The organism is Rhizobium sp. N122 (genome assembly GCF_002211295.1).
Lineage (GTDB): Bacteria > Pseudomonadota > Alphaproteobacteria > Rhizobiales > Rhizobiaceae > Rhizobium.
In genome coordinates this window covers 46,524-66,048 of record NZ_LOKU01000080.1, presented here as the reverse complement: position 1 = coordinate 66,048, position 19,525 = coordinate 46,524, and the positions used below count along the sequence as shown (strand labels likewise).

At 61.5% G+C, this 19,525-nt stretch carries 19 protein-coding genes and 2 pseudogenes; 12 read left to right on the top strand and 9 right to left on the bottom strand.

What is annotated here, in order from left to right:
* Positions 1 to 33 precede the first annotated feature (33 nt).
* Entirely contained in the window at positions 34 to 927 is an 894-nt protein-coding gene (locus tag ATY75_RS32930; protein WP_088940689.1) for a LysR family transcriptional regulator, read from the bottom strand.
* 69 nt (positions 928 to 996) lie between these two features.
* On the opposite strand from ATY75_RS32930, the pseudogene ATY75_RS32925 reads away from it, so the two are divergent.
* Positions 997 to 1,963, top strand: a pseudogene (locus ATY75_RS32925) (quinone oxidoreductase).
* 36 nt (positions 1,964 to 1,999) lie between these two features.
* Here ATY75_RS32925 and ATY75_RS32920 read toward each other — a convergent pair.
* The 4 genes and pseudogenes from ATY75_RS32920 to ATY75_RS32905 all read right to left on the bottom strand — a co-directional run.
* Positions 2,000 to 2,276 (bottom strand): annotated as a pseudogene (locus tag ATY75_RS32920) (FkbM family methyltransferase); the annotation flags it as partial.
* Positions 2,270 to 2,665, bottom strand: coding sequence for a hypothetical protein (locus tag ATY75_RS32915; RefSeq protein WP_143535391.1), 396 nt, complete (start codon positions 2,663 to 2,665; stop codon positions 2,270 to 2,272). The pseudogene ATY75_RS32920 and the gene ATY75_RS32915, both read right to left, overlap by 7 nt.
* A gap of 231 nt (positions 2,666 to 2,896) precedes the next feature.
* Positions 2,897 to 3,775, bottom strand: a complete 879-nt coding sequence (locus ATY75_RS32910; RefSeq protein ID WP_088940687.1) for an FkbM family methyltransferase — start codon at positions 3,773 to 3,775, stop codon at positions 2,897 to 2,899.
* Positions 3,775 to 5,493 carry an adenylate/guanylate cyclase domain-containing protein gene (locus tag ATY75_RS32905; protein WP_088940686.1) on the bottom strand — a complete coding sequence of 573 codons (1,719 nt, stop codon included), beginning with the start codon at positions 5,491 to 5,493 and terminating at the stop codon, positions 3,775 to 3,777. Before ATY75_RS32905 ends, ATY75_RS32910 begins: the two co-directional genes overlap by 1 nt.
* Before the next feature lie 180 nt (positions 5,494 to 5,673).
* On the opposite strand from ATY75_RS32905, the gene ATY75_RS32900 reads away from it, so the two are divergent.
* Positions 5,674 to 6,768 carry a glycosyltransferase gene (locus tag ATY75_RS32900; RefSeq protein WP_088940685.1) on the top strand — a complete coding sequence of 365 codons (1,095 nt, stop codon included), beginning with the start codon at positions 5,674 to 5,676 and terminating at the stop codon, positions 6,766 to 6,768.
* Positions 6,765 to 7,517 (top strand): polysaccharide deacetylase family protein, encoded by a 753-nt coding sequence (locus ATY75_RS32895; RefSeq protein WP_088940684.1) that lies wholly within the window; start codon positions 6,765 to 6,767, stop codon positions 7,515 to 7,517. The genes ATY75_RS32900 and ATY75_RS32895 overlap by 4 nt, the downstream gene beginning before the upstream one ends.
* A gap of 21 nt (positions 7,518 to 7,538) precedes the next feature.
* On the opposite strand, the gene ATY75_RS32890 is transcribed toward ATY75_RS32895, so the two are convergent.
* The 3 genes from ATY75_RS32890 to ATY75_RS32880 form a co-directional block, all read right to left on the bottom strand.
* A complete protein-coding gene (locus ATY75_RS32890; protein WP_088940683.1) occupies positions 7,539 to 8,435 on the bottom strand; it encodes an alpha/beta hydrolase in 897 nt (298 codons plus the stop codon).
* Entirely contained in the window at positions 8,432 to 8,806 is a 375-nt protein-coding gene (locus ATY75_RS32885; RefSeq protein WP_088940682.1) for a GFA family protein, read from the bottom strand. The genes ATY75_RS32890 and ATY75_RS32885 overlap by 4 nt, the downstream gene beginning before the upstream one ends.
* Positions 8,807 to 8,901: 95 nt before the next feature.
* On the bottom strand, positions 8,902 to 9,732 hold the full coding sequence (locus ATY75_RS32880; protein WP_088940681.1) for an MBL fold metallo-hydrolase: 831 nt from the start codon (positions 9,730 to 9,732) through the stop codon (positions 8,902 to 8,904).
* Between the two features lie 501 nt (positions 9,733 to 10,233).
* Here ATY75_RS32880 and ATY75_RS32875 point away from each other — a divergent pair.
* A complete protein-coding gene (locus tag ATY75_RS32875) occupies positions 10,234 to 10,902 on the top strand; it encodes a GntR family transcriptional regulator (protein ID WP_088940680.1) in 669 nt (222 codons plus the stop codon).
* Positions 10,903 to 10,961: 59 nt separating this feature from the next.
* Positions 10,962 to 11,636, top strand: coding sequence for a GntR family transcriptional regulator (locus tag ATY75_RS32870; RefSeq protein WP_088940679.1), 675 nt, complete (start codon positions 10,962 to 10,964; stop codon positions 11,634 to 11,636).
* A 105-nt stretch (positions 11,637 to 11,741) separates the two neighbouring features.
* On the opposite strand, the gene ATY75_RS32865 is transcribed toward ATY75_RS32870, so the two are convergent.
* Positions 11,742 to 13,637: a sugar phosphate isomerase/epimerase and 4-hydroxyphenylpyruvate domain-containing protein gene (locus ATY75_RS32865; protein ID WP_088940678.1), complete on the bottom strand. Its 1,896-nt coding sequence runs from the start codon at positions 13,635 to 13,637 to the stop codon at positions 11,742 to 11,744.
* Positions 13,638 to 13,857: 220 nt separating this feature from the next.
* Between ATY75_RS32865 and ATY75_RS32860 the strand changes: the two genes are divergently transcribed.
* The 7 genes from ATY75_RS32860 to ATY75_RS32830 all read left to right on the top strand — a co-directional run bounded on the left by ATY75_RS32860 (position 13,858) and on the right by ATY75_RS32830 (position 19,519).
* A complete protein-coding gene (locus tag ATY75_RS32860; RefSeq protein WP_088940677.1) occupies positions 13,858 to 14,688 on the top strand; it encodes a transporter substrate-binding domain-containing protein in 831 nt (276 codons plus the stop codon).
* Positions 14,689 to 14,988: 300 nt separating this feature from the next.
* Positions 14,989 to 15,438 (top strand): type II 3-dehydroquinate dehydratase, encoded by a 450-nt coding sequence (gene aroQ / locus ATY75_RS32855; protein WP_088940812.1) that lies wholly within the window; start codon positions 14,989 to 14,991, stop codon positions 15,436 to 15,438.
* The gene (locus ATY75_RS32850) at positions 15,435 to 16,103 is read left to right on the top strand and encodes an amino acid ABC transporter permease (protein ID WP_088940676.1); all 669 of its coding nucleotides are present in this window, start codon (positions 15,435 to 15,437) and stop codon (positions 16,101 to 16,103) included. The genes aroQ and ATY75_RS32850 overlap by 4 nt, the downstream gene beginning before the upstream one ends.
* 10 nt (positions 16,104 to 16,113) lie before the next feature.
* Entirely contained in the window at positions 16,114 to 16,755 is a 642-nt protein-coding gene (locus ATY75_RS32845) for an amino acid ABC transporter permease (RefSeq protein WP_071087128.1), read from the top strand.
* Positions 16,756 to 16,809: 54 nt separating this feature from the next.
* Positions 16,810 to 17,574 carry an amino acid ABC transporter ATP-binding protein gene (locus tag ATY75_RS32840; RefSeq protein WP_088940675.1) on the top strand — a complete coding sequence of 255 codons (765 nt, stop codon included), beginning with the start codon at positions 16,810 to 16,812 and terminating at the stop codon, positions 17,572 to 17,574.
* 42 nt (positions 17,575 to 17,616) lie between these two features.
* Positions 17,617 to 18,684: a Gfo/Idh/MocA family oxidoreductase gene (locus tag ATY75_RS32835; protein ID WP_088940674.1), complete on the top strand. Its 1,068-nt coding sequence runs from the start codon at positions 17,617 to 17,619 to the stop codon at positions 18,682 to 18,684.
* Between the two features lie 4 nt (positions 18,685 to 18,688).
* Complete coding sequence (locus tag ATY75_RS32830; protein WP_088940673.1) at positions 18,689 to 19,519, top strand: shikimate dehydrogenase; 831 nt, start codon at positions 18,689 to 18,691, stop codon at positions 19,517 to 19,519.
* Positions 19,520 to 19,525: the final 6 nt, after the last annotated feature.

The following is a 19,525-nucleotide window of genomic DNA, read 5'->3' as shown; positions in this document are numbered from 1 at the left end:
GTCGACCTTCCGGCCCTCGCCGATATCGTTGATCTACTCGGACAAACGGGGCGGGTCGGCATGAGGCTTCTTTTTGAACGCGCTCTTCAGCGCGTCCAGGACGACACGAACAGACGGAAGGTCCTTGATCTCGGAGTGCACGACCAACCATAGTTCCCGTACGAGAGCATGTTCGCCTTCGATCCGCTGAAGATCGAAAGGGACCGCGAAATCGGGCAGCATGACGACACCCCCGTCAAGCCTTGCGGCGGCAACCTGGAACTCCAGAACGGATGATCTCAACGCAATTTGGCGGCCGGCGGCCACCTCGTTGAGACGCAATTGCTGCGGCGAGGAATTCATCGCTTCATCATAGCCGATAAACGTCCATTCGGACGGCGCAACGGTTTCGAGGTAACGCTTCGAAGCGAAGAGGTCGAACGTCAGCTCCTGGAGCTTGGTGATCGAATAGTCGCCATCTTCCGGTCTTGACAATCGTATCGCGATGTCCGCCTCGCGCCTGTTCAACGACGTAAATCGCTTCTCGCCAACAAGCGTAATCTGCACACCCGGATGATCTCTCCGCATCGCCACGATCGGCTTTGCCAGAAGCACGCTCGAAAGAGCGGGCGGGGCACTGATCCTTACATGGCCGCGCACTTCCGTCGCGCTGCTGCGACCGATCTGCTCGACCACGGCAGTCTGCAAGGCAATGACAGCTGCATGCTTGGCAACCTTCTCGCCTTCCAGAGTGAGAATGATGCGCCGCCCGCGACGGTCGATGAGCTTGCGTTCGAGCGTTGCTTCAAGCGATGAGACGCGCCGGCTTATCGTCGCGTGCTCGACGCCGAGCTGCTTCGCCGCGCCGAGAAACGTCCCCGATTGCGCCAGCGCCAGAAAATGCCGCAGGTCGTCCCAATCGAGTTTTGTGAATTTTCTCCCATTCATTGTGAATCAATAGGGAATTTTCACGCGCTTGGCCAGCCGCTAGCCTATGCGCATCAAGGAGATCGAACGATGACAGATCAGATCATAATGTTGAACGCCCCAGGCGACGTCAGCCGGTTTCAGGTACAGGATCATCGTTCCGCTCCTCCCGGTCGCGGCGAGGTAAAAATTCGTCATGAAGCGATCGGCACCAATTTCCTGGACGTCTATCATCGCAAGGGCATCTATCCGATGCCCTCCTATCCGGCCGTGATCGGTGCCGAGGCCGCGGGTGTCGTGGAAGCGGTCGGTCCTGACGTGACGGAGTTGAAGGAGGGCGACCGGGTGGCATATGCGGGACCGCCGGTCGGAGCCTATTGCACGGACCATTGCCGCTGAAAGAGTGATCAGGCTTCCCGACTCGGTTTCGGTGAAAACGGCTGCGAGCTCGCTGCTCAAAGGCATGACGACCTACATGCTGCTGAAGAAGACGTGCGATATTCGCGCCGGAAGTCGTATTTTGATCCATGCGGCCGCTGGTGGGCTTGGGAGCATCCTCGTTCGCTGGGCCAGGTCGCTCGATGCCACGGTGATCGGCACCGTCAGTACGCCCGAAAAGGCAGTGCTCGCCAAGTCCTTCGGCGCGGATCATCTCATCGTCGGGCGAGGGGCCGATATCGTCGCCGAGGTCCAACGGCTCACGAATGGCAACGGCGTTGACGTCGCCTTTGACGGCATAGGCGGCGATATGCTGGTCAAAAGTCTTCGTTCGGTCCGGGCTTTCGGGATGGCTGTTACCATCGGGCAAGCCGCCGGGCCGGTTCCGCCGGTTCCGGTCGAGGAGCTTCGGCCTGGCAAGTCGCTCTCTCACCCGAGCATCATGGCCTGGTGCGCCGATGTCGCAAGATACCGCGAGGCGGCGCAGGCGGCAGTTCAGGCCATGGAGGCAGGGATCGTCTGCCAGATCGCTGCCGAATTCAGCCTGGCAGATGTTGCAACAGCGCATATCGAATTGGAGTCGGGGCGGGCCGCAGGCAGTATTTTGCTGATACGTTAGCGCATGGGGCGCAGGCGGGAGGCTCCGAAGCCGCCTCTACGGCAGAAACAGCACGTTATATTGATCAAATTCCCCCGGCAGATCCCGCACTTTCATCTCCTCCTCGCGGTCTTCGAAGAGCACGAGGCAATCCTCATAGTAGCCGGCGAGCATGGAGATGAAGGCTCTCGTGCCCTCCGTAGAACAGCGACGTCAACTCCATGTGGAGCGGCACGCGCCGGGAAAGCAGGGGCAGCATCGAGCGGCAGGCGATCGGCTCGTAGCCTTCGATATCCATCCAGACGAGACCGATTGCGGCCGGGTCGCTCACGGTTCGGCAGAATGTTGCCTTTCAGTATTTTCTATAAGGGATTGCAAGGCAACGTACCCGCGGGCTCTTGATTCCGATAATATTATCGCGGTCTCTTTCAAGGAAACCCTTCCGCCTTGTTGAAGATAAGCGAGAGCTATCGTTTGATCGATCACGGGATCTGCCCCACAGGTTTTGTCGAAAATGTACCCAACCATAACGGCGTCGGGAATTTCTCCAACTTCGATAACTGGCCCGCCGGTCGCAGACTTTAGTGCTCCGTTGTCAGCAATGATGCATTTTGGGTATTCTGCAGTCCTATGATAAAGGTAAGCTTTAAAAAAATATCCTGCGAACGCTCCAACAATAATTGCTGAGGTGATCTTGAGTAAATTCGCAATTATCATTGTCAAAACCTAGATTCTCCCCAGTTGTAGTAACGATCTTGAGGAGGTTAAATCATTTATATTGTGTCTATCCCCGGTTTGATGATTTAATGCCGTAATCGCTTGCGTATTCGGATCTTGTTATGGTGCCAGCAGCATCTACATCTGTAACAATTGCGGAATGTCCGGATGCCCATAACGCTTACCCCAATCTGGGCCGCTCTTCATCAATACGTTGCGGCCTGTTCAAAATTCGCTCTACGGCAAAAACAACACATTATACTGGTCAAACTGGCCCGGCAGATCCCGCACCTTCATCTCCTCCTCGCGGTCCTCGAAGAGGACGAGGCAATCCTCGTAATAGCCGGCGAGCATGGAGATGAAGGCTCTCGTGCCCTCGGCTCCGTAGAACAGCGGCGTGAACTCCATATGGAGCGGCACGCGGCGGGAAAGCAGGGGCTGCATCGAGCGGCAGGCGATCGGCTCGTAGCCTTCGATATCCATCCAGACGAGACCGATTGCTTCAGGGTCGATCGAGAGGTCGGCTAGAATTGCGGACACCGGCTTCACCGGCACGCTGATCTTCTTGTCGGTCGGGCTCTGGCGGATGGCGCTGCTCTTGCCGTGATTGTTGCGGTTGAGGAAGAAGTCGATCTCGCCTTCGCGCTCGCCGGCGGCGCAGTTGACGAGGCGGACCTTTTCCTCCAGCCGGTTCTGGCTGATGTTGAGGGTAAGCAGCGGGAAGTTGCGCGGGTCCGGCTCGATGCTGACGATCCCGGCATAGGTGCCGCTCAAGGCGAAATAGACGGTCTGGGTGCCGATATTGCCGCCGATCTCCAGCAGCGTCGCATCCTTTCGGAGCAGACCGCGTTCGCGCAGGATGGCGATCAGCCGGTCGACGGCGTCGCGTTCGAAATGGCCCTTCCGGAAGACCTTGCGGCCGATATAGTCCGAAGGCGAAAAGGTCATCAGATGGTCGCCGGCATCGACCGTCATCGAGACGACGCGCGGGCCGATATTTTCGATCAGCAGCCGGCGGCCGAAGCGGGTGTCGAAGAAGCGCGAGGCCGCGGCATTGCGCGCTTTGCGCAGCCGGCGGCTCCAATATTTGGCGGTCAGCCAGGGTGTGCCGGGCATCAGTCTTTTCCTTCGAGCGGTTCTGCCGCTTTCTCTTTCGGAATGACGTAGACTTTCAAGGGTAGCGCCCGGCCGCGCACGCTGATGTCACGGCTTTCGATGCCGGAAAGATCGGCGCCGGAAAGCGTCGCCACCGGCTCGGAGATAACGATCGCCGCTTCGAATTCCTTGGCCGCGCTTTCCAGCCGGCTTGCGACATTCACCGTATCGCCGATCGCCGTCATGCTGCGCACCCGGCCGTAGCCCATCGTGCCGACGACGGCCGGACCGGTATGAATGCCGATCGCGATGCGCAGCGGCAGCGCCAGTTCCTCGGCGAGTTCGGCGGCGAGCTTCTCGATCTCGGCGACGATCGCCGCAGCCGCTTTGAGCGCCTGGCGGCAGGCTTCCTCCGGCGCGGTGTTGAGGCCGAACAGCGCCATGGCGCCGTCGCCGATGAACTTGTCCAGCCGCCCGCCCGCCTGCTCCACCGCCTTGCCGATGATGGCGAAATAGCGGTTCAGCAGGAAGACGACGTCGAAGGGCAGGCGTGTTTCCGTCAGCGTGGTGAAATGGCGGATATCGACGAAGAGCACGGCGATCTCGCGCTCGCGGCCGGGGCTGGTCTCCTGGCTGTTGACGGGGAGGGCGGCCTCCAGCGCCGGCACCAGCAGCGGCGCCACCGCGACATCGCGGTTCGGGCGCAGCTGGCAGGCGAGCCGCACATCCGGGCCGGCATTGATGCGCCTCAGCGTCGTCTGTTCCATCTTGTCGGGGGTCGGCAGGCTCTCGTAATCGCCGAGGATCTGCACACGGCAGGTGGAGCACTGGCCCTTGCCGCCACAGACGGAATAATGCGGCAGACCGCCGAGCCGGCTTGCCTCAAGCACCGAGAAGCCGCGCGGCACGCGGATCACCTCGCCGCCCGGATAATGCACGGCGACCTGATCGAGGCGCTCCTTCAGCTTGCGCCGGGCGCGGGCGGCGACGACGATCAGCAACGAAGCCGAGAAAGCCCCGTAGAGCCCGGCGCGGATCGTCGAGACCTCATGGTGCACTTCCGGGTTCGAGGCGTAACGGGCGTTGACCGTTGCCTTATAGGGACTGTTGGCGATTGCCTGCTGGTAGGAAGGGTCGGCCAGCGTCCGGCCCATTTCGACGAAGCCGAGCAGCGAGAGCACCGGCACGAGGATCGCCAGCGCCAGCAGCAGCGGCGCCAGGCCGGGATACCAGGGGCGGTAGCGCAGCCAGAAATGCAGGCCGATGCAGCCGTGGATCCAGACGGCGACGAGACCGGCGGCCTGCCGCAATCCGTTGGCCGGCGCCCTGATCCACAGCGTTCCGACGACAGTCTCGTAGTCGTCGATATAGCCGTAGAGTTCATGGGCGATACGCGTGCCGATGACATGATCGATGAGCAGAAGCGGGATCAGCAGGCCGAGCACGATCTGCGCCATTTCGCCCTTTGGCATGACCAGACTGCGGCGCATATAGATGGCGCGCAGCACCAGCGCCATGTGGATCAGAACCGACGAATAGAAAATGGCGGTGCCCACAGGATTGCGCCAGATCGCCATGAACAGCCGGGCGGCCTTATCGGCGGCGGAGACTGAAATCAGGCCGATCGCATGGTTCGACAAATGCAGCAGGACGAAGATGAAAATGACGAGGCCGGAACCGAGCCTTGCCCTTCTGATCGTACGCTCCGAAAAAATCCCTGTGGCCGAGACCGTCGTCATTCATTCCCGTTCTTGTCGATGCAACCGCAGGCTCATAGAAATTGAGAAAGAGGCGGAATTGCTTCCATCGCGATCACATTCCATATGCTTATGCGCAAGTTTTAGGGAAATGGACAATAGCGGAGTTTCGCCGCCGGCCATGCCGGTTGGAAACACTGTGTCTTCATATGAGGGTTATGCATGCGGGTGGCTTTCTACGCGCCGATGAAATCGCCGAACCATCCGGTGCCGTCAGGCGACCGGCTGATGGCGCGGCTGTTGATCAAGGCGCTGGAGCTTGCCGGGCATCAGGTCGAGGTCGCCTCCGAATTCCGCACCTATGCCGCGACACCGGAAGCGGCAGCCGCGCTCGAACCGGCGATCGATGCCGAGCTGCAGCGGCTGCGGGAAAAATGGGCATCAGCGCCGCGGCCTCATCTCTGGTTTTGCTACCACCCCTATTACAAATCGCCCGATCCGCTCGGGCCGGTGATTTCCGCCGAATTCGCCATTCCCTATGTCACCGCCGAAGCCTCCTATGCGGCCAAACGTGACAGCACCGGCTGGGCAGGCGTGCAGAAACGCGTGGGCGAGGCGATCCTGCAGGCGGCGGTCAATATCAGCTTCACCGAGCGCGACCAGGCGGGCCTTTCGGCCGCCTTTCCGCAGGCGCGGCTTGCCGGCCTCAAACCGTTCATCGGCACGGCGCTGTTCGAGGCGGTGTCGCCAGCGCCCGATCCGCAGCGTTTGATGGTGGTGGCGATGATGCGGGCCGGCGACAAGATGGAGAGTTATGCGATGCTCGCAAAAGCGCTGCGGCTGATCGAAGACCGGCCCTGGACGCTTGCCATCATCGGCGATGGCCCGATGCGGCACGAGGTGGAGGCGCTGTTTTCCGCCTTTCCCGCCGGCCGCATCGAATGGCTGGGCGAGCGGGATGCGGCCGAAATCGCCGGCCTGCTCGGGCGTGGCGGCATCTATGTCTGGCCGGGCTGCGGCGAGGCTTACGGCCTTGCCTATCTCGAAGCCCAGGCCGCCGGCCTGCCTGTCGTCGCGCAGGAAACGGCAGGGGTCCCTGCGGTGGTCGAGGCCGGGGTGACCGGCCTGCTGACTGGGGATGGCGATGTCGCCGCCTATGCAGCGGCCGTGGCTGCCCTGCTGGACGATGGGGACAGGCGCGACGCCATGGGCCAGGCGGCGCGCCGCTTCGTGCTCGGCGAGCGCTCGCTGGCGATGGCGGCCGAGCGGCTGGACGGAATTTTGCGAGCCAATGCGGCAACAGGAGTAAGGCGATGACCGACATGACGAGCTGGGAGCCGCTGCGCCGTGAGCTCGACCGCTGGCAGGCCGCCGGCCGTGTGGCCCGCTTGTGGCTGCGCGACGACGATGCGATCGAGCCGACGGCTGATCTGGAGCGGCTGCTGGCGTTAAGCGGCGAAAACAAGGTGCCCCTGACGCTGGCCGTCATTCCCGGCCTGACGGGCGAGGCATTGGCGGCTCGGCTGGCGGCAGAGGCCGGCGTCACGGTTGCCGTGCATGGCTGGTCGCATAGCAACCATGCGGGGCCGGAGCGCAAGAAGCAGGAGCTCGGCAGTGACCGGCCGGCGGAGATCGTGCTCGGCGAGCTGGGTGACGGGTTCCGGCTGCTGCAGCGGCTCCATCCGGCCCGTTTCCTGCCGGTGCTGGTGCCGCCGTGGAACCGGATCGACGCCACCCTCATCCCGGCGCTGCCGGATCTCGGCTTCGCAGCGCTTTCGGTCTATGGGCGGGCAAGGCAGGGCGGGCCGATACCGCTTCTCAACACCCATGTCGACATCATCGACTGGCACGGCACCCGTGGCGGACGGAGCGAGGCGGAGCTGGTGGCCGAGTTGGTGGCGGAATTGCGCGACCGGTTTGCCGGCAGCGACGAGCCGATCGGCGTGCTCGCCCACCATCTGGTGCACGACGCCGCCGCCTGGGATTTCCTGTCGGCCTTGTTTGCCGCAACGGGACGGCATCCCGCCGTCCACTGGTCGGCGGCATCGGCACTTCTCAAGCCGTGAGGCTTGCCGGTCGATGGCCGATCAACTGGGATGAACGCGCCCGAGGAAATCTCGCATCAGTGCGGTGACCTCATCGAGATGCGTCTCGAGCAGCCAGTGGCCGCCGCCGAGCAGATGCAGTTCGGCATCCGGCACATCGTGGAGATAGGCGCGCGCCGATTGTTCCGGCATGTAGTGGTCGTTGGGACCCCAGACGATCAAGGCCGGAGGCCGGTTTTCCCGGAGGTATGTCCGATGCTGCGGAAACCACGCCCGGTTCTCTTTCAGCCCGGCGATCAGATCGATGGCGATTTCCTGGCGCCGCGGCGTCATCAGCGACCAGTGCAGCGTCCAGAGATCCGGCGGGATGGCGGCGGCCAGAGGCGGCGGCAGGTCGTTGAGGAATTCCTCCTTGAAGGTCTCCTTGCTGATCGCCTCGGCCAGCACCTTCCTCATCTCCGATCGCGGCAGCGACCACGTCGCCTCGATATCCGCATATTTCGGCCCGAGCGCATCCTCGTAGGGAATATCGCCGTTCTGGATGATCAGCGCCACGATGCGACTGGGATCTTTGATGGCCAGTCGCGCACCGATGGGCGAGCCGAAATCGTGGAGGTAAAGGGCGAAGCGGTCGATCTCCAGCACGTCGACGAAAGCCTCCAGCCAGGCGGCGTAGCCATCGAAGCTGTAGTCGAAATCGTCGGGCGTGCCGCTATAGCCGGCACCGGAGAAGTCCGGCGCAATCAACCGCCAGCGGTCAGCCAGGCGCGGCATGAGATTGCGGAATTCATAGGAGGAGCAGGGATATCCATGCGGCAGCAGCAAGACAGGCGCATCGCGCCTTCCGGCTTCGCGATAAAACGTCTCGACGCCGGCAACGGTGATCCGGCGATGCTGGACGAGGGCCGCCGTCGGAGCGTCTCCGGCGGCGCCGCTCATCGTCGGTCTTCCTCAAACTGCTCGGCGCCCTCGACCGGCCGCAGCCACGGCTCGCGCCGCTTGATCCAGAGTTCGTAGCCTGGAACAAGCAGCGTCGGCGCCTCGGAGAGAATGCCAAGCTTGATTTCCGCCTCTTCGTCATCGACGGAAAACAACCGCGAACCGCAGCCGGTGCAGAAATGCCGGCCTTGGAACGCGCCGGTTTCCCCCGCATGTTCGAATTGGCCGGCGGGCCAGATCCCATAGAAGGTGAAGGCCGAACCGCTTTCCTTCCTGCAGTCCATGCAATGGCAGATCCCAACGCGGCTGGGCTCGCCGCGAACAGAGAGACGCACCTGCCCGCAAAGGCATTGTCCGGAAAACACGGTCATGGCTGATACCCATTTCGACGATCTTGCGATACGGAGAAAACGGTCCGGCGCGGGATCGGTTCCCCGCTGCAGGCGGCAAAAGCGGCCTGCAGCTGTCAGATCACCACGGTCTGATTGTCGCGGGCAGCAAAGGATTCGGGGAAGGCGGCCTGCGCCTGCACTTCCATCTGCGCCAGTTGCTCATCGGTGCGCGAGGGGGCGTGGTGGAAGAGGGCGAAGCGTTTGGCGCCGGCAATCTTCGCCAGCTCGGTGCCGTGCTCCCAGGTCGAATGGCCGAAGCCCTTGAAACGCTGCATCTCGTCTTCATTGTAGGTGCAGTCGTAGACGACGAGATCGGCGTCCTTCATCATCTCCAGCGAGACCGGATCGTGGCTGCCGGGGATATGCTCGATGTCGTAGATCAGAGCGACCGACCGGCCCTGCCATTCGATGCGGTAGCCGATGGCGCCGCCCGGATGGTTGAGCATGAAGGTCTTGATCTCGATGCCCTTGTGTGGCGTCAGCACCTGGCCGGGATGGAAATCGCTGAAATTCATCGTCGCCTGGCAGATGTCGGTTTTAACCGGGAACCAGGGCGGCCTGATGAACTGCTCGACCATTTCGCGTGTGCTCATCTTGCCGTCGAGATGGCCGGACCAGATGTTGACGTTGATCGAGGGATAATAGATCGCCTTGAAGAAGGGCAGGCCGATGATGTGGTCGTAGTGGCAGTGGCTGAAGAACAGGTCGACGTCGCTGACACCGTCGGCGAGCAACGACAGGCCTGCCTCGCGCAGGCCGGAGCCCGCATCGAAGATCAACCTGTGTTCTCCGCAGCGAATTTCGATGCAGGAAGTGTTACCGCCGTAGCGGTCGAACTCGGGCCCCGAGACGGGAATACTGCCGCGGACACCCCAAAATTTTACCTGAAACAGTTCTGTCGTCATCTTTCTTCAAACCGGCCTTCCCGCATCGCCATCGTAAACATAGTTTATCCCGATGCGAAGCAGCAGAATTCCACGGGTTTGCCTGTACCCCTTTCATTCTCCTAACCGCTAGCGGAAGAAGAAGTAGATTTTCCTAAGCAATCGGCTTTCGCGTCGGAAAGCAACCCGGTATGGTTGGTTTTCGGTAAACGGGCTGCTGGGGCGGGACATTTTCCCGTAAGTCATGCCTATTAGATGGTTGCGCGCGATTGAAAAAACAATTGCCGTCCGTCCGACCCCCGAATTCAGTGACAAGCCATGCGCGCTGAAAGTTTTTGCGGCAGACTTAACACAGCTGCATATGCCGATGCGGCATGAGCGAATTTCTCATCCGCATTTCCATTTCTGGAGAAAACAGCATCCTCTGAGAAAATTGTGCTCGCTTTCCGCGCGAATGTTTCCTTGATTGGACTCGCCGAAAAGCGATATATCCGATGATAGTGAAAATATAAGAGACTCGGAATGCTGCAGCCTGTCGTAAACGAGACCATTGCAGAGAGCAGCTACCGGCGCATTCGGGCCGACATCATTTTCGGGCGGCTGGCGCCTGCCCAAAAGCTGAAGCTGGAAAGCCTGAAAGAGTCCTACGAGACCAGCATCAGCACGCTGCGGGAGGTGCTGAACCGGCTCTCCTCCGAGGGGCTTGTCGTCGCCGAGGGACAGAAGGGGTTCGAAGTGTCTCCGGTGTCGGTTTCCGACCTCAGGGAGACGGCGGCCATGCGGCTGCTCCTGGAGAGTCATGCCCTGGAGCAGTCATTTGCGCATGGTGACGTGGAATGGGAGGCGCCGCTGGTCGCGGCTCATTATAAACTGGCGCGGATGGAGCAGGTCATGGCAACCGGCGACACCAGCAGGGCCGAGGACTGGAAGCGCTACGACTGGGAATTCCACCAGGCGCTGATTTCCGCCTGCGGATCGAAACTGCTGATGCAGACCCACTCGGTGATCTTCGACAAATATCTGCGGTATCAGATGGTCGCCCTGTCCTACCGAGGCGATGTCGCCGCTGAAGAACATCAGCAGCTCTTGGATGCGGCCCTGCGGCGGGACGCGGAGACGGCCAAGCGGGTGCTTGCGTTCCATATCGAAGGCGGAGTGGAGCATGCGCTGGCCAAAGGAACGCTGAAATAGCAACGGACGCCTCTTCGAAGGTCAGGACCATCACACATCTCGGCAAACCAGGAAAAGCCATGCTCAAGCACGTCCACGACCCGGCCGAAACCGTAAGCGATGTCGTTTTCCGGCAGATCCGCGAGGATATCATATCGGGGGTTTTGCCGCCGGGAGCCAAGATCAAGCTGGAGCAGGCCAAGGAGCGCTACTCCATCGGCATTTCGTCGCTGCGCGAAATTCTGAGCCGCCTGACCACGGAGAACCTCGTCGTCGCCGAAGGGCAGCGTGGTTTCGAAGTCAGCCCGGCTTCGCGGCGGGAACTGCTGGAGCTCGCCGACCTGAGGATCGTTCTTGAAACGCATGCGATCGGCCTCGCATTCGCTGCGGGAAATCTCGAATGGGAGGGGCGCATCGTCGCCGCCCATCATCGGCTGGCCGCCGCCGAGCGCAAGCTGCTGGCCGGCGATATGTCGCGCACGGTCGACTGGGTGCGCTACGATTGGGAGTTCCATCAGGCGATCGTCTCTGCCTGCAATTCGCAGACGCTGATGGCAACCTTGTCGTCGGTCTTCGACCGCTTCCTCCGTTACCATATGCTGGCCGAAAGCTTCCGCGGAAAGCCTGTCGTCGACGACCACCGGCTGTTGTTCGAACTGTCCATTCAACGCGACGTCGCCGGCGCAACCGAGGTGGTCAGGCGGCATGTTCAAAGCGGCGTCGAGCACGTGCTGAAGAGCGGCCGTATTCTCTGAATTAAAGCATGTCGCGCAAAAGTGTGCAGCGGTTTTGCGGCAACGACATGCGCAAAAACAAAGAGCTAAAGCGCGAGGAGCGTATCTGAAAGATCGCGCCGCGCTTTAGTAGGCGTCTTTCGGAATTCCTTCCGGGCGCATCTGTCTTTTCAGCGCGGCGATGCGGAAAATTGCGTTCGGGGCGCCATAGCCGCGATAGTCGCGGCGCTCGACGATCTCGAAAAAGAAACCCTCGCCATAAGTGCCGCTGTAGAGCTGGAAATATTCGCCGTGCTCGTCGCGGTCATAGAGGATGTTCTCCGCTTTCAGCCGCTCGGTGATGACGGGATCGAGCCCGAAGCGGGCTTCGACGTCGTCGTAGTAATTCGGCGAAATATGCAGGGATCTGAAACCGCAGCTGCGAAGTTTTTCGGCGGTTGCAAAGATGTCGTCGGTCGAAAACGCCAGGTGCTGGATGCCGGAACCGAACTTTTCGGCAATGAAATGTCCGGCCAGGGTGCGGCGGTTTTCGGCTCCGTTCATAGTGATGCGCAGCGCCCCCGACTGGTTTTCAACGACCTGGCTGCGCACCACTCCGGCCGGATCGATGATGTCGACCATCGGGGTCTTATGGGTCTCGAAGATCGACGTGTAGAACAGAAGCCAGGTGAGCATTTCATCATAGCCGACCGTCTGGGCGACGTGATCGATGCGGAGAAGGCCGGCAGACGCCGTGCCGGTGTCGTCGGCGACCGGGTGAAAGTCGATTTCGGAAAAGCGGCCCAAGGCGCTCTTGTCGTCGATCAGATAGACGATGCCGCCGCCGACGCCCCGAATGGCCGGCAATTCGAGTTCGCCGGCCGCGACAGGCTGGGCGAAAGGCTCGGCATCGAGCGCAAGGGCACGCGCATATGCCTTTGCGGCATCGTCGACGACCAGGGCCATGGCATAGGCAAACGTCCCATGCACGGCATAGGCCGCATTGGCGAAACCCGCCTGATCGACATTGACGAGGATGCGGATCTCGCCCTGCTCGAAGAGGGAGACCTTCTTGGTGCGGTGGACGGCGGTCTGTTTGAAGCCGAGGGTGCGCAGCAAGGCCACCAGTTCGACCTCATCCTGTTCGTCCGTGGCAAACTCCACGAAGCCGACCCCCTTGACGGCAGCCCTTTCCGGCATCGCTACCCCGGTCATGCTGCCGGTGCCGAGATCGCGGCGCACCTGATCGCCGAGATAGATCAGCGAGCGGTGGCCATCGGCGGCGATCGGCCGCGACAGGCCGCCTCGAAACTGATCGTTGAAAATCTCCAGCGAGAAATAACCGTCATAACCCGTGGCAGCGACGGCTTCGGTAAAGGCCGTGACGGGAAGGTCGCCTTCTCCAGGCATGTTGCGGAAATGGCGGCTCCAATAGAGCAGGTCCATGTCGATCAGCGGCGCATCGGCGAGCTGAACGATGAAGATCTTCTCTTTGGGAATGGAGCGGATCGAATTGACGTCGATCTTGCGCGACAAGGTGTGAAAGCTGTCGAGGATGAGGCCGACATTCGAATGATCGGCGCGCCGCACGATCTCCCAGGCGTCGCGGTGGTCGCTGATATGGCGACCCCAGGCAAGCGCCTCGTAGCCCACCCGCAGTCCACGCCGGGCGGCACGTTCGCCGAGTTCCCGGAAATCCTCCGCCGCCCGGTCGATGCCGCCGATGGCGGCCGGCGAAACGTTGGAGCAGACCAGCACCAGGTTCGTTCCAAGCTGCTGCATCACGTCGAACTTCCGTTCGGCGCGATCGAAAGTGCGGCTTCTAAGCGGCTCCGGCATGCCCTCGAAGTCGCGAAACGGTTGGAACAGCGTGATCTCCAGGCCATGGTCGCGCACCAGTTTTCCAACATCGGCCGGGCTTCCGTCGAAGGCCAGGAAATCGTTTTCGAAGATTTCGACGCCGTCGAAGCCCGCTCGGGCGATCGCCTCGAGCTTCTCCGGCAGTTCGCCGCTGATCGTCACAGTCGCAATCGAGGTCTTCATGTCAAAGCCCTTTCGGCATTCACCGCCAGCTGCGAAAAATCGCTCTCACCTATTATCGCTAATCTCTTGAGGAATTCAAATAGATTGATGCATTATAAAATCTCATATGATTTTCAAAAACTCTGTTGATTTACGCGTTCGTCTCTGGCAATCATTCTTCCCACAGTCAAAAGGTGAGGTGGCTGTCCGGTCGAACGACCGCCAAAGAGGAGGAAACATAATGTTCAAATCTATGCTGACGCGCCGCAACGCGATGCTCGGAGCCGCGGCCCTGGTGGCTGCCGTTACCTTGGCGCAGCCGGCCGCGGCCATCACGCCTGACGAAATCAAGGCTCGCGGTAAGATCATCGTCGGAATTCAGGGCGACAACCCGCCCTGGGGCTTTGTGACCAGCGGCGGCAAGCAGGACGGCCTCGACGCCGACATCGCCACGCTGTTCGCCAAGGAACTGGGCGTTTCCGTCGAGTTCGTGCCGCTCGAAGTCAACAACCGCATTCCGGCGCTGACGGCTGGGCGCGTCGACGTCCTGTTCGCGACGATGGCAATGCTGCCGGATCGCGCCAAGGCCGTGCAGTTCAGCAAGCCCTATGTGGCCAATGCCATTGTCCTGATCGGTCCCAAATCGGCGGAGATCAAGACGAATGCCGACATGGCCAAGTTCAGCGTCGGCGTCGCCAAGGGTGCGGCGCAGGATACGCAGGTGACGAAGAACGCGCCTGAAGGAACGACGATCCGGCGCTATGATGGAGACGCTGCGAGCGTCCAGGCCCTAGTTTCCGGCCAGGTCGATACGCTGGGCGGCAACATCTTCTACATGGACCGGGTGAACAAGGCGCGCCCGGGCGAATTCGAAAACAAGCTTGAATTCCAGAAGCTGTATAACGGCGCATGCACGCGTCTCGGCGAGAAGGAAATCAATGCGGCGCTGAATAGCTTCATCGACAAGATCAAGACAAACGGCGATCTCAAGGCTGTCTATGACAAGTGGATGAAGGTGCCGGTCCCGGAATTCCCGGAAAAGCTGGAAGGCATTCCCTTCGCGGCGAACTGAGCAAGCGTTGGTTCGCGTCGGTGGCTGCCGATTGCCCCTCACCCTAACCCTCTCCCCGTAAGGATGGGGAGAGGGGACGTGCCCCACGAGATGTTGGCGAGGGACGGAGAGGTTGCCGCATATCCCCTTCGCCCCGTTTACGGGGTCCGCAGGACGGGTCGAGACCCGTGGCTCGACCCCGGTCGGTGGCGGCAGCCGGATGAGGGGCAGGCGGCCATCTCCAGACGAACCTTATTCATGAAGGCGGGCAGCTATGCCCGTCAACGCAACCGCCATGCCCAAGGCCCTGAGGTGCGCGACATGACCAGAACCATTTTTGTGCTCAACGGACCGAACCTCAACCTGCTGGGGGAGCGTGAGCCGGCCATCTACGGCTCGACGACGCTTGCCGATATAAGGGAGAAGTGCCTGGCGAGGGCTGAGAGCCTCGGCTTTGCCGTCGATTTCCGCCAGACCAATTTCGAGGGCGAGCTTGTGGAAAGCGTGCATCAGGCCCGCAAACAGGCCTGCGGCATCATCATCAATCCCGCCGGCTATACCTTCACCTCGATCGCCCTTCTCGATGCGCTGAAGATGTTCGACCCGCCGAAGATCGAGCTGCATATCTCGAATGTTCATGCGCGCGAAAGCATCTACCACAATTCGCTGATCTCGCGCGTCGCCACCGCCATCATGATCGGTTTCGGCGCCCGCGGTTATGAGCTTGCCATCGAAGCAATGGCCGACATGGCGGGAGCAGCGAAGGCATGAATTACAAGCTGGATTTCACCCCTGTCATCGACGGGCTGCCGAGCCTTCTGCTCGGCTGCCTCGGGACCTTCCTGCTGGCCATTTGCGGGATGCTGCTGGCGATCGTCATCGGGATCGGCGGCGTTGCCCTGCGCGACTCCGCGCTCAAACCCCTGCGGTGGCTGGTCATCGCCTTCGTCGAGCTGATCCGCAACACGCCGTTCCTGGTGCAGATCTTCTTCATCTATTTCGCGCTTCCGCTCGCCGGCATCCGGCTGGATCCGACGCCGACGGCGGTCATCGCGCTCGGCATCAACGGCGGCGCCTACGCGATCGAGATCATTCGCGGCGGCGTCCAGTCGATCCCGAAGGGGCAGATGGAAGCCGGCCTGGCGCTTGGCCTGCACAAGGCCCAGGTCTTCCGGCTGATCATCCTCAAGCCGGCGCTGCGGGCGATCTATCCGTCCCTCACCAGCCAGTTCGTGCTGCTGACGCTGACCACCAGCATTGCCTCGGCGATCTCAGCCTATGAGCTGACCTCCGTTTCGCAGCGCATCGAATCGGAGAGCTTCCGCAGTTTCGAGGTCTACTTCACGGTCACGCTTTTCTATTTCGTGATTTCCTGGGTGATGATGCGCCTGTTTGCGGCGTTTTCCGCCCGCTATTTCAAATATCCGGTCAAGTAGGAGGAATTCCATGGGTCACGACGAGTTCGTCTTCCTCCTGATCGGCCTGAAATGGACCGTGGTCCTGTCCGCCGTCGGCTTCGTCTGCGGCTGCATTGCCGGGCTCGGCGTCGCTCTCGCCCGCGTCTCGGGCAACCCGCTCTTGGAACGGCTGACCGCCGGTTACATCGCTGTCTTCCAGGGAACGCCGCTTCTGATGCAGCTTTTCGTGGTCTATTACGGCCTGGCCCTGCTCGGGCTGATGCTCGATGCCTGGGTGGCCGTCGCCATTGGCCTGACGCTGCATGCCAGCGCCTATCTCGGCGAGATCTGGCGCGGATCGATCGAAGCGGTCCCGCGCGGCCAGACGGAAGCGGCAAAGGCGCTCAGCCTCAGATACGTCTCCCGCATGAGAGATGTCATCCTGCCGCAGGCGCTGCGCATCTCGCTGCCTGCGACGATCGGCTTCCTCGTGCAGCTGATCAAAGGCACCTCGCTTGCCTCGATCGTCGGCTTCACCGAGCTGACGCGCGCCGGCAACATCATCTCCAACCAGATCTTCCAGCCGCTGACGGTCTTCGGCGTCGTCGGCATCCTGTACTTCCTGATGTGCTGCCCGCTGACGATCCTCGGCGCGCGCCTTGAGCGAAAGTTTGCCGCTTCCGCGCGCTGACCGCATCCCTTGTTCGTCGATGCGGCCCTGCCCGCCAATATTGGAGCTCTACCGATGACCAGTCCCATTCCCGCCCAGGCCGCGGAAATCATGATCACCATGGCGCAGGTGGAAAAGTGGTACGGCTCGTTTCAAGCCCTTCACGACATAAACATGACGGTGCGCAGCGGTGAGAGGATCGTCCTGTGCGGGCCTTCCGGCAGCGGAAAATCGACGCTCATTCGCTGCATCAACCATCTCGAGACCTACGAGAAAGGCGAAATCCGGGTTGGCGGCATCGTTCTCAGCGATCAGGCCAAGACCATCGATGCCATCCGCCGTGAGGTCGGCATGGTCTTCCAACAGTTCAATCTGTTTCCGCATCTGACCGTGCTGCAGAACTGCATGCTGGCGCCGATGAAGGCGATCGGCGTCGGCAGGGCGGAGGCCGAGGACCGGGCGCGCGGGCTGCTCGAGCGGGTCAAGATCCTGGAACAGGCCGACAAATATCCGGTCCAGCTATCGGGCGGCCAGCAGCAGCGCGTCGCCATTGCGCGGGCGCTCTGCATGCGGCCGAAAGTGATGCTGTTCGACGAGCCGACCTCGGCACTCGACCCGGAGATGGTGAAGGAGGTGCTGGATACGATGATCGCGCTGGCCGACGAGGGCATGACGATGATCTGCGTCACCCACGAGATGGGCTTTGCCCGTCAGGTCGCCGATCGGGTGATTTTCATGGCCAGCGGCGCGATCGTCGAGGAAGCCCCGCCCGCCGAATTCTTCACCAACCCGCGGCACGAGCGCACCAGAAAGTTTCTCGGAGAAATCCTGCGGAAATAGGCGGTCTCAGGGCCGATGCCTCGTCCAATTGCGGAGCCGAATATGAAGCCATTGAAGATTGCAGTCATGGGAGCCGGCCTGATCGGCAGACGCCATGCCGAGCGCATCATATCCGAGCCCGGAACCGTTCTCTCCGCCGTGATCGATCCGTCTGCGGCCGGCCGCGACTTTGCCTGCAATGCCGGCATCCGATGCTACGCCTCGTTCCGGGACATCCCTGGCGAGGACCGGCCGGACGGCGTCATCGTGGCAACGCCGAACCAGCTGCACGTCGAGAATGCCATGGAGATTATCGCCGCCGGCATTCCCGTTCTCATCGAAAAACCGATCGCCGATGACGTCGACGCTGCCGCAACGCTGGTGACAGCCGGCGAGAGGGCGGGGATACCGCTCCTCGTCGGCCATCACCGCCGCCACAACCCGATGATCCAGGCGGCCAAACAGATCGTCGACGGCGGCAGGCTCGGCCGGATCGTGGCGGTGCACGGCACCTTCTGGGTCGCCAAGCCCGAAAGCTATTTCGACATCCCCTGGCGGCGGGAAGCGGGCGCCGGCCCGATCTTCGTCAACCTGATCCATGATGTCGACCTGTTCCGATTTCTGTTCGGCGAGGTCGAGGCCGTGCATGCGATGGAATCGCACGCCGTGCGCCACCACGCCGTCGAGGATAGTTCAGTCGTCTCGTTGCGGTTCGCAAACGGCGTTCTCGCGACGCTGACCGGCAGCGATGCGGTGGCCGCACCCTGGAGCTGGGAGGCGACCACCGGCGAGAACCCGGCATATCCCCGCTATCCCAAACATTGCTATCAGATCGGCGGCACGAAGGGCTCGCTCGGCATTCCCGATCTGACGCTTTGGACGAGCACCGCCGAGCCGGATTGGCTGGCGCCGCTTGCCGAGGAAAGCGTGGCTTACGAAGCCGCCGATCCGCTTTGCCGTCAGCTCAGCCACTTTTGCGATGTCATTCGCGGCGAAGCCATGCCGCTCGTGAGCGGGCGGGAGGGGCTCGCCACCCTCAGGGTTGTCGAAGCGATCAAGAGATCGGCGCGCTCGGGGCAGATGATCCACCTCTCTGACGCCGGCGCCTCTGCCGATCCTGAGAAAGTCTAGCCACATGATCACCGGGACGACCAAACTCATCGCGCACCTCGGTTATCCCACCGAGTCCTTCAAGGCGCCTCTGATCTACAATCCGTATTTCGAGAAGAACGGCATCGATGCGGTCGTCGTGCCGATGGGCTGCATGCCGGAGGATTATCCGGCATTCCTGAAGCTCGTCTTCCGGCTCTCCAATATTCACGGCGCGCTCATCACCATGCCGCACAAGATTGCGACGATGGCACTGCTCGACGAAACCTCGACCAACGCCAAAGTCGCGGGCTCGTGCAATGCGGTGCGTCTTGCTTCGAACGGCAGGCTGATCGGCGACATGTTCGATGGCGAAGGCTTTGTGCGGGGCGTTCTGCGCAAGGGCAAAAAGGTCGAGGGCGCAAATGCGCTGGTGGTCGGCGCCGGCGGCGTCGGCTCGGCGATCGCGGCATCCCTCGCGAAGGCGGGTGTTGCCCATCTCGCGCTCTTCGATGCCAACGAGACGACCGCCTCCGCGCTGCTCGACCGATTGAAGACATATTATCCGCATCTGCGGGTGACGGTCGGCTCGCTCGATCCGAAAGGCTTCGACATCGTCGTCAACGCAACACCGCTTGGAATGCGGCGGGGTGACCCTCTGCCGATCGACGTCGACCGCATCTCCCCATCGACCTTCGTCGGCGAGGTGGTGATGAGCAAGGAGATCACCCCTTTCCTGGAGGCGGCCCGGGCGCGCGGCTGCGCCTTTCAGGTCGGCACGGATATGCTGTTCGAACAAATCCCCGCCTATCTCGAATTCTTCGATTTCCCGACAACGACGGCCGACAATCTGCGGGCAATCGCCAAGCTTGGCTGACGCTCG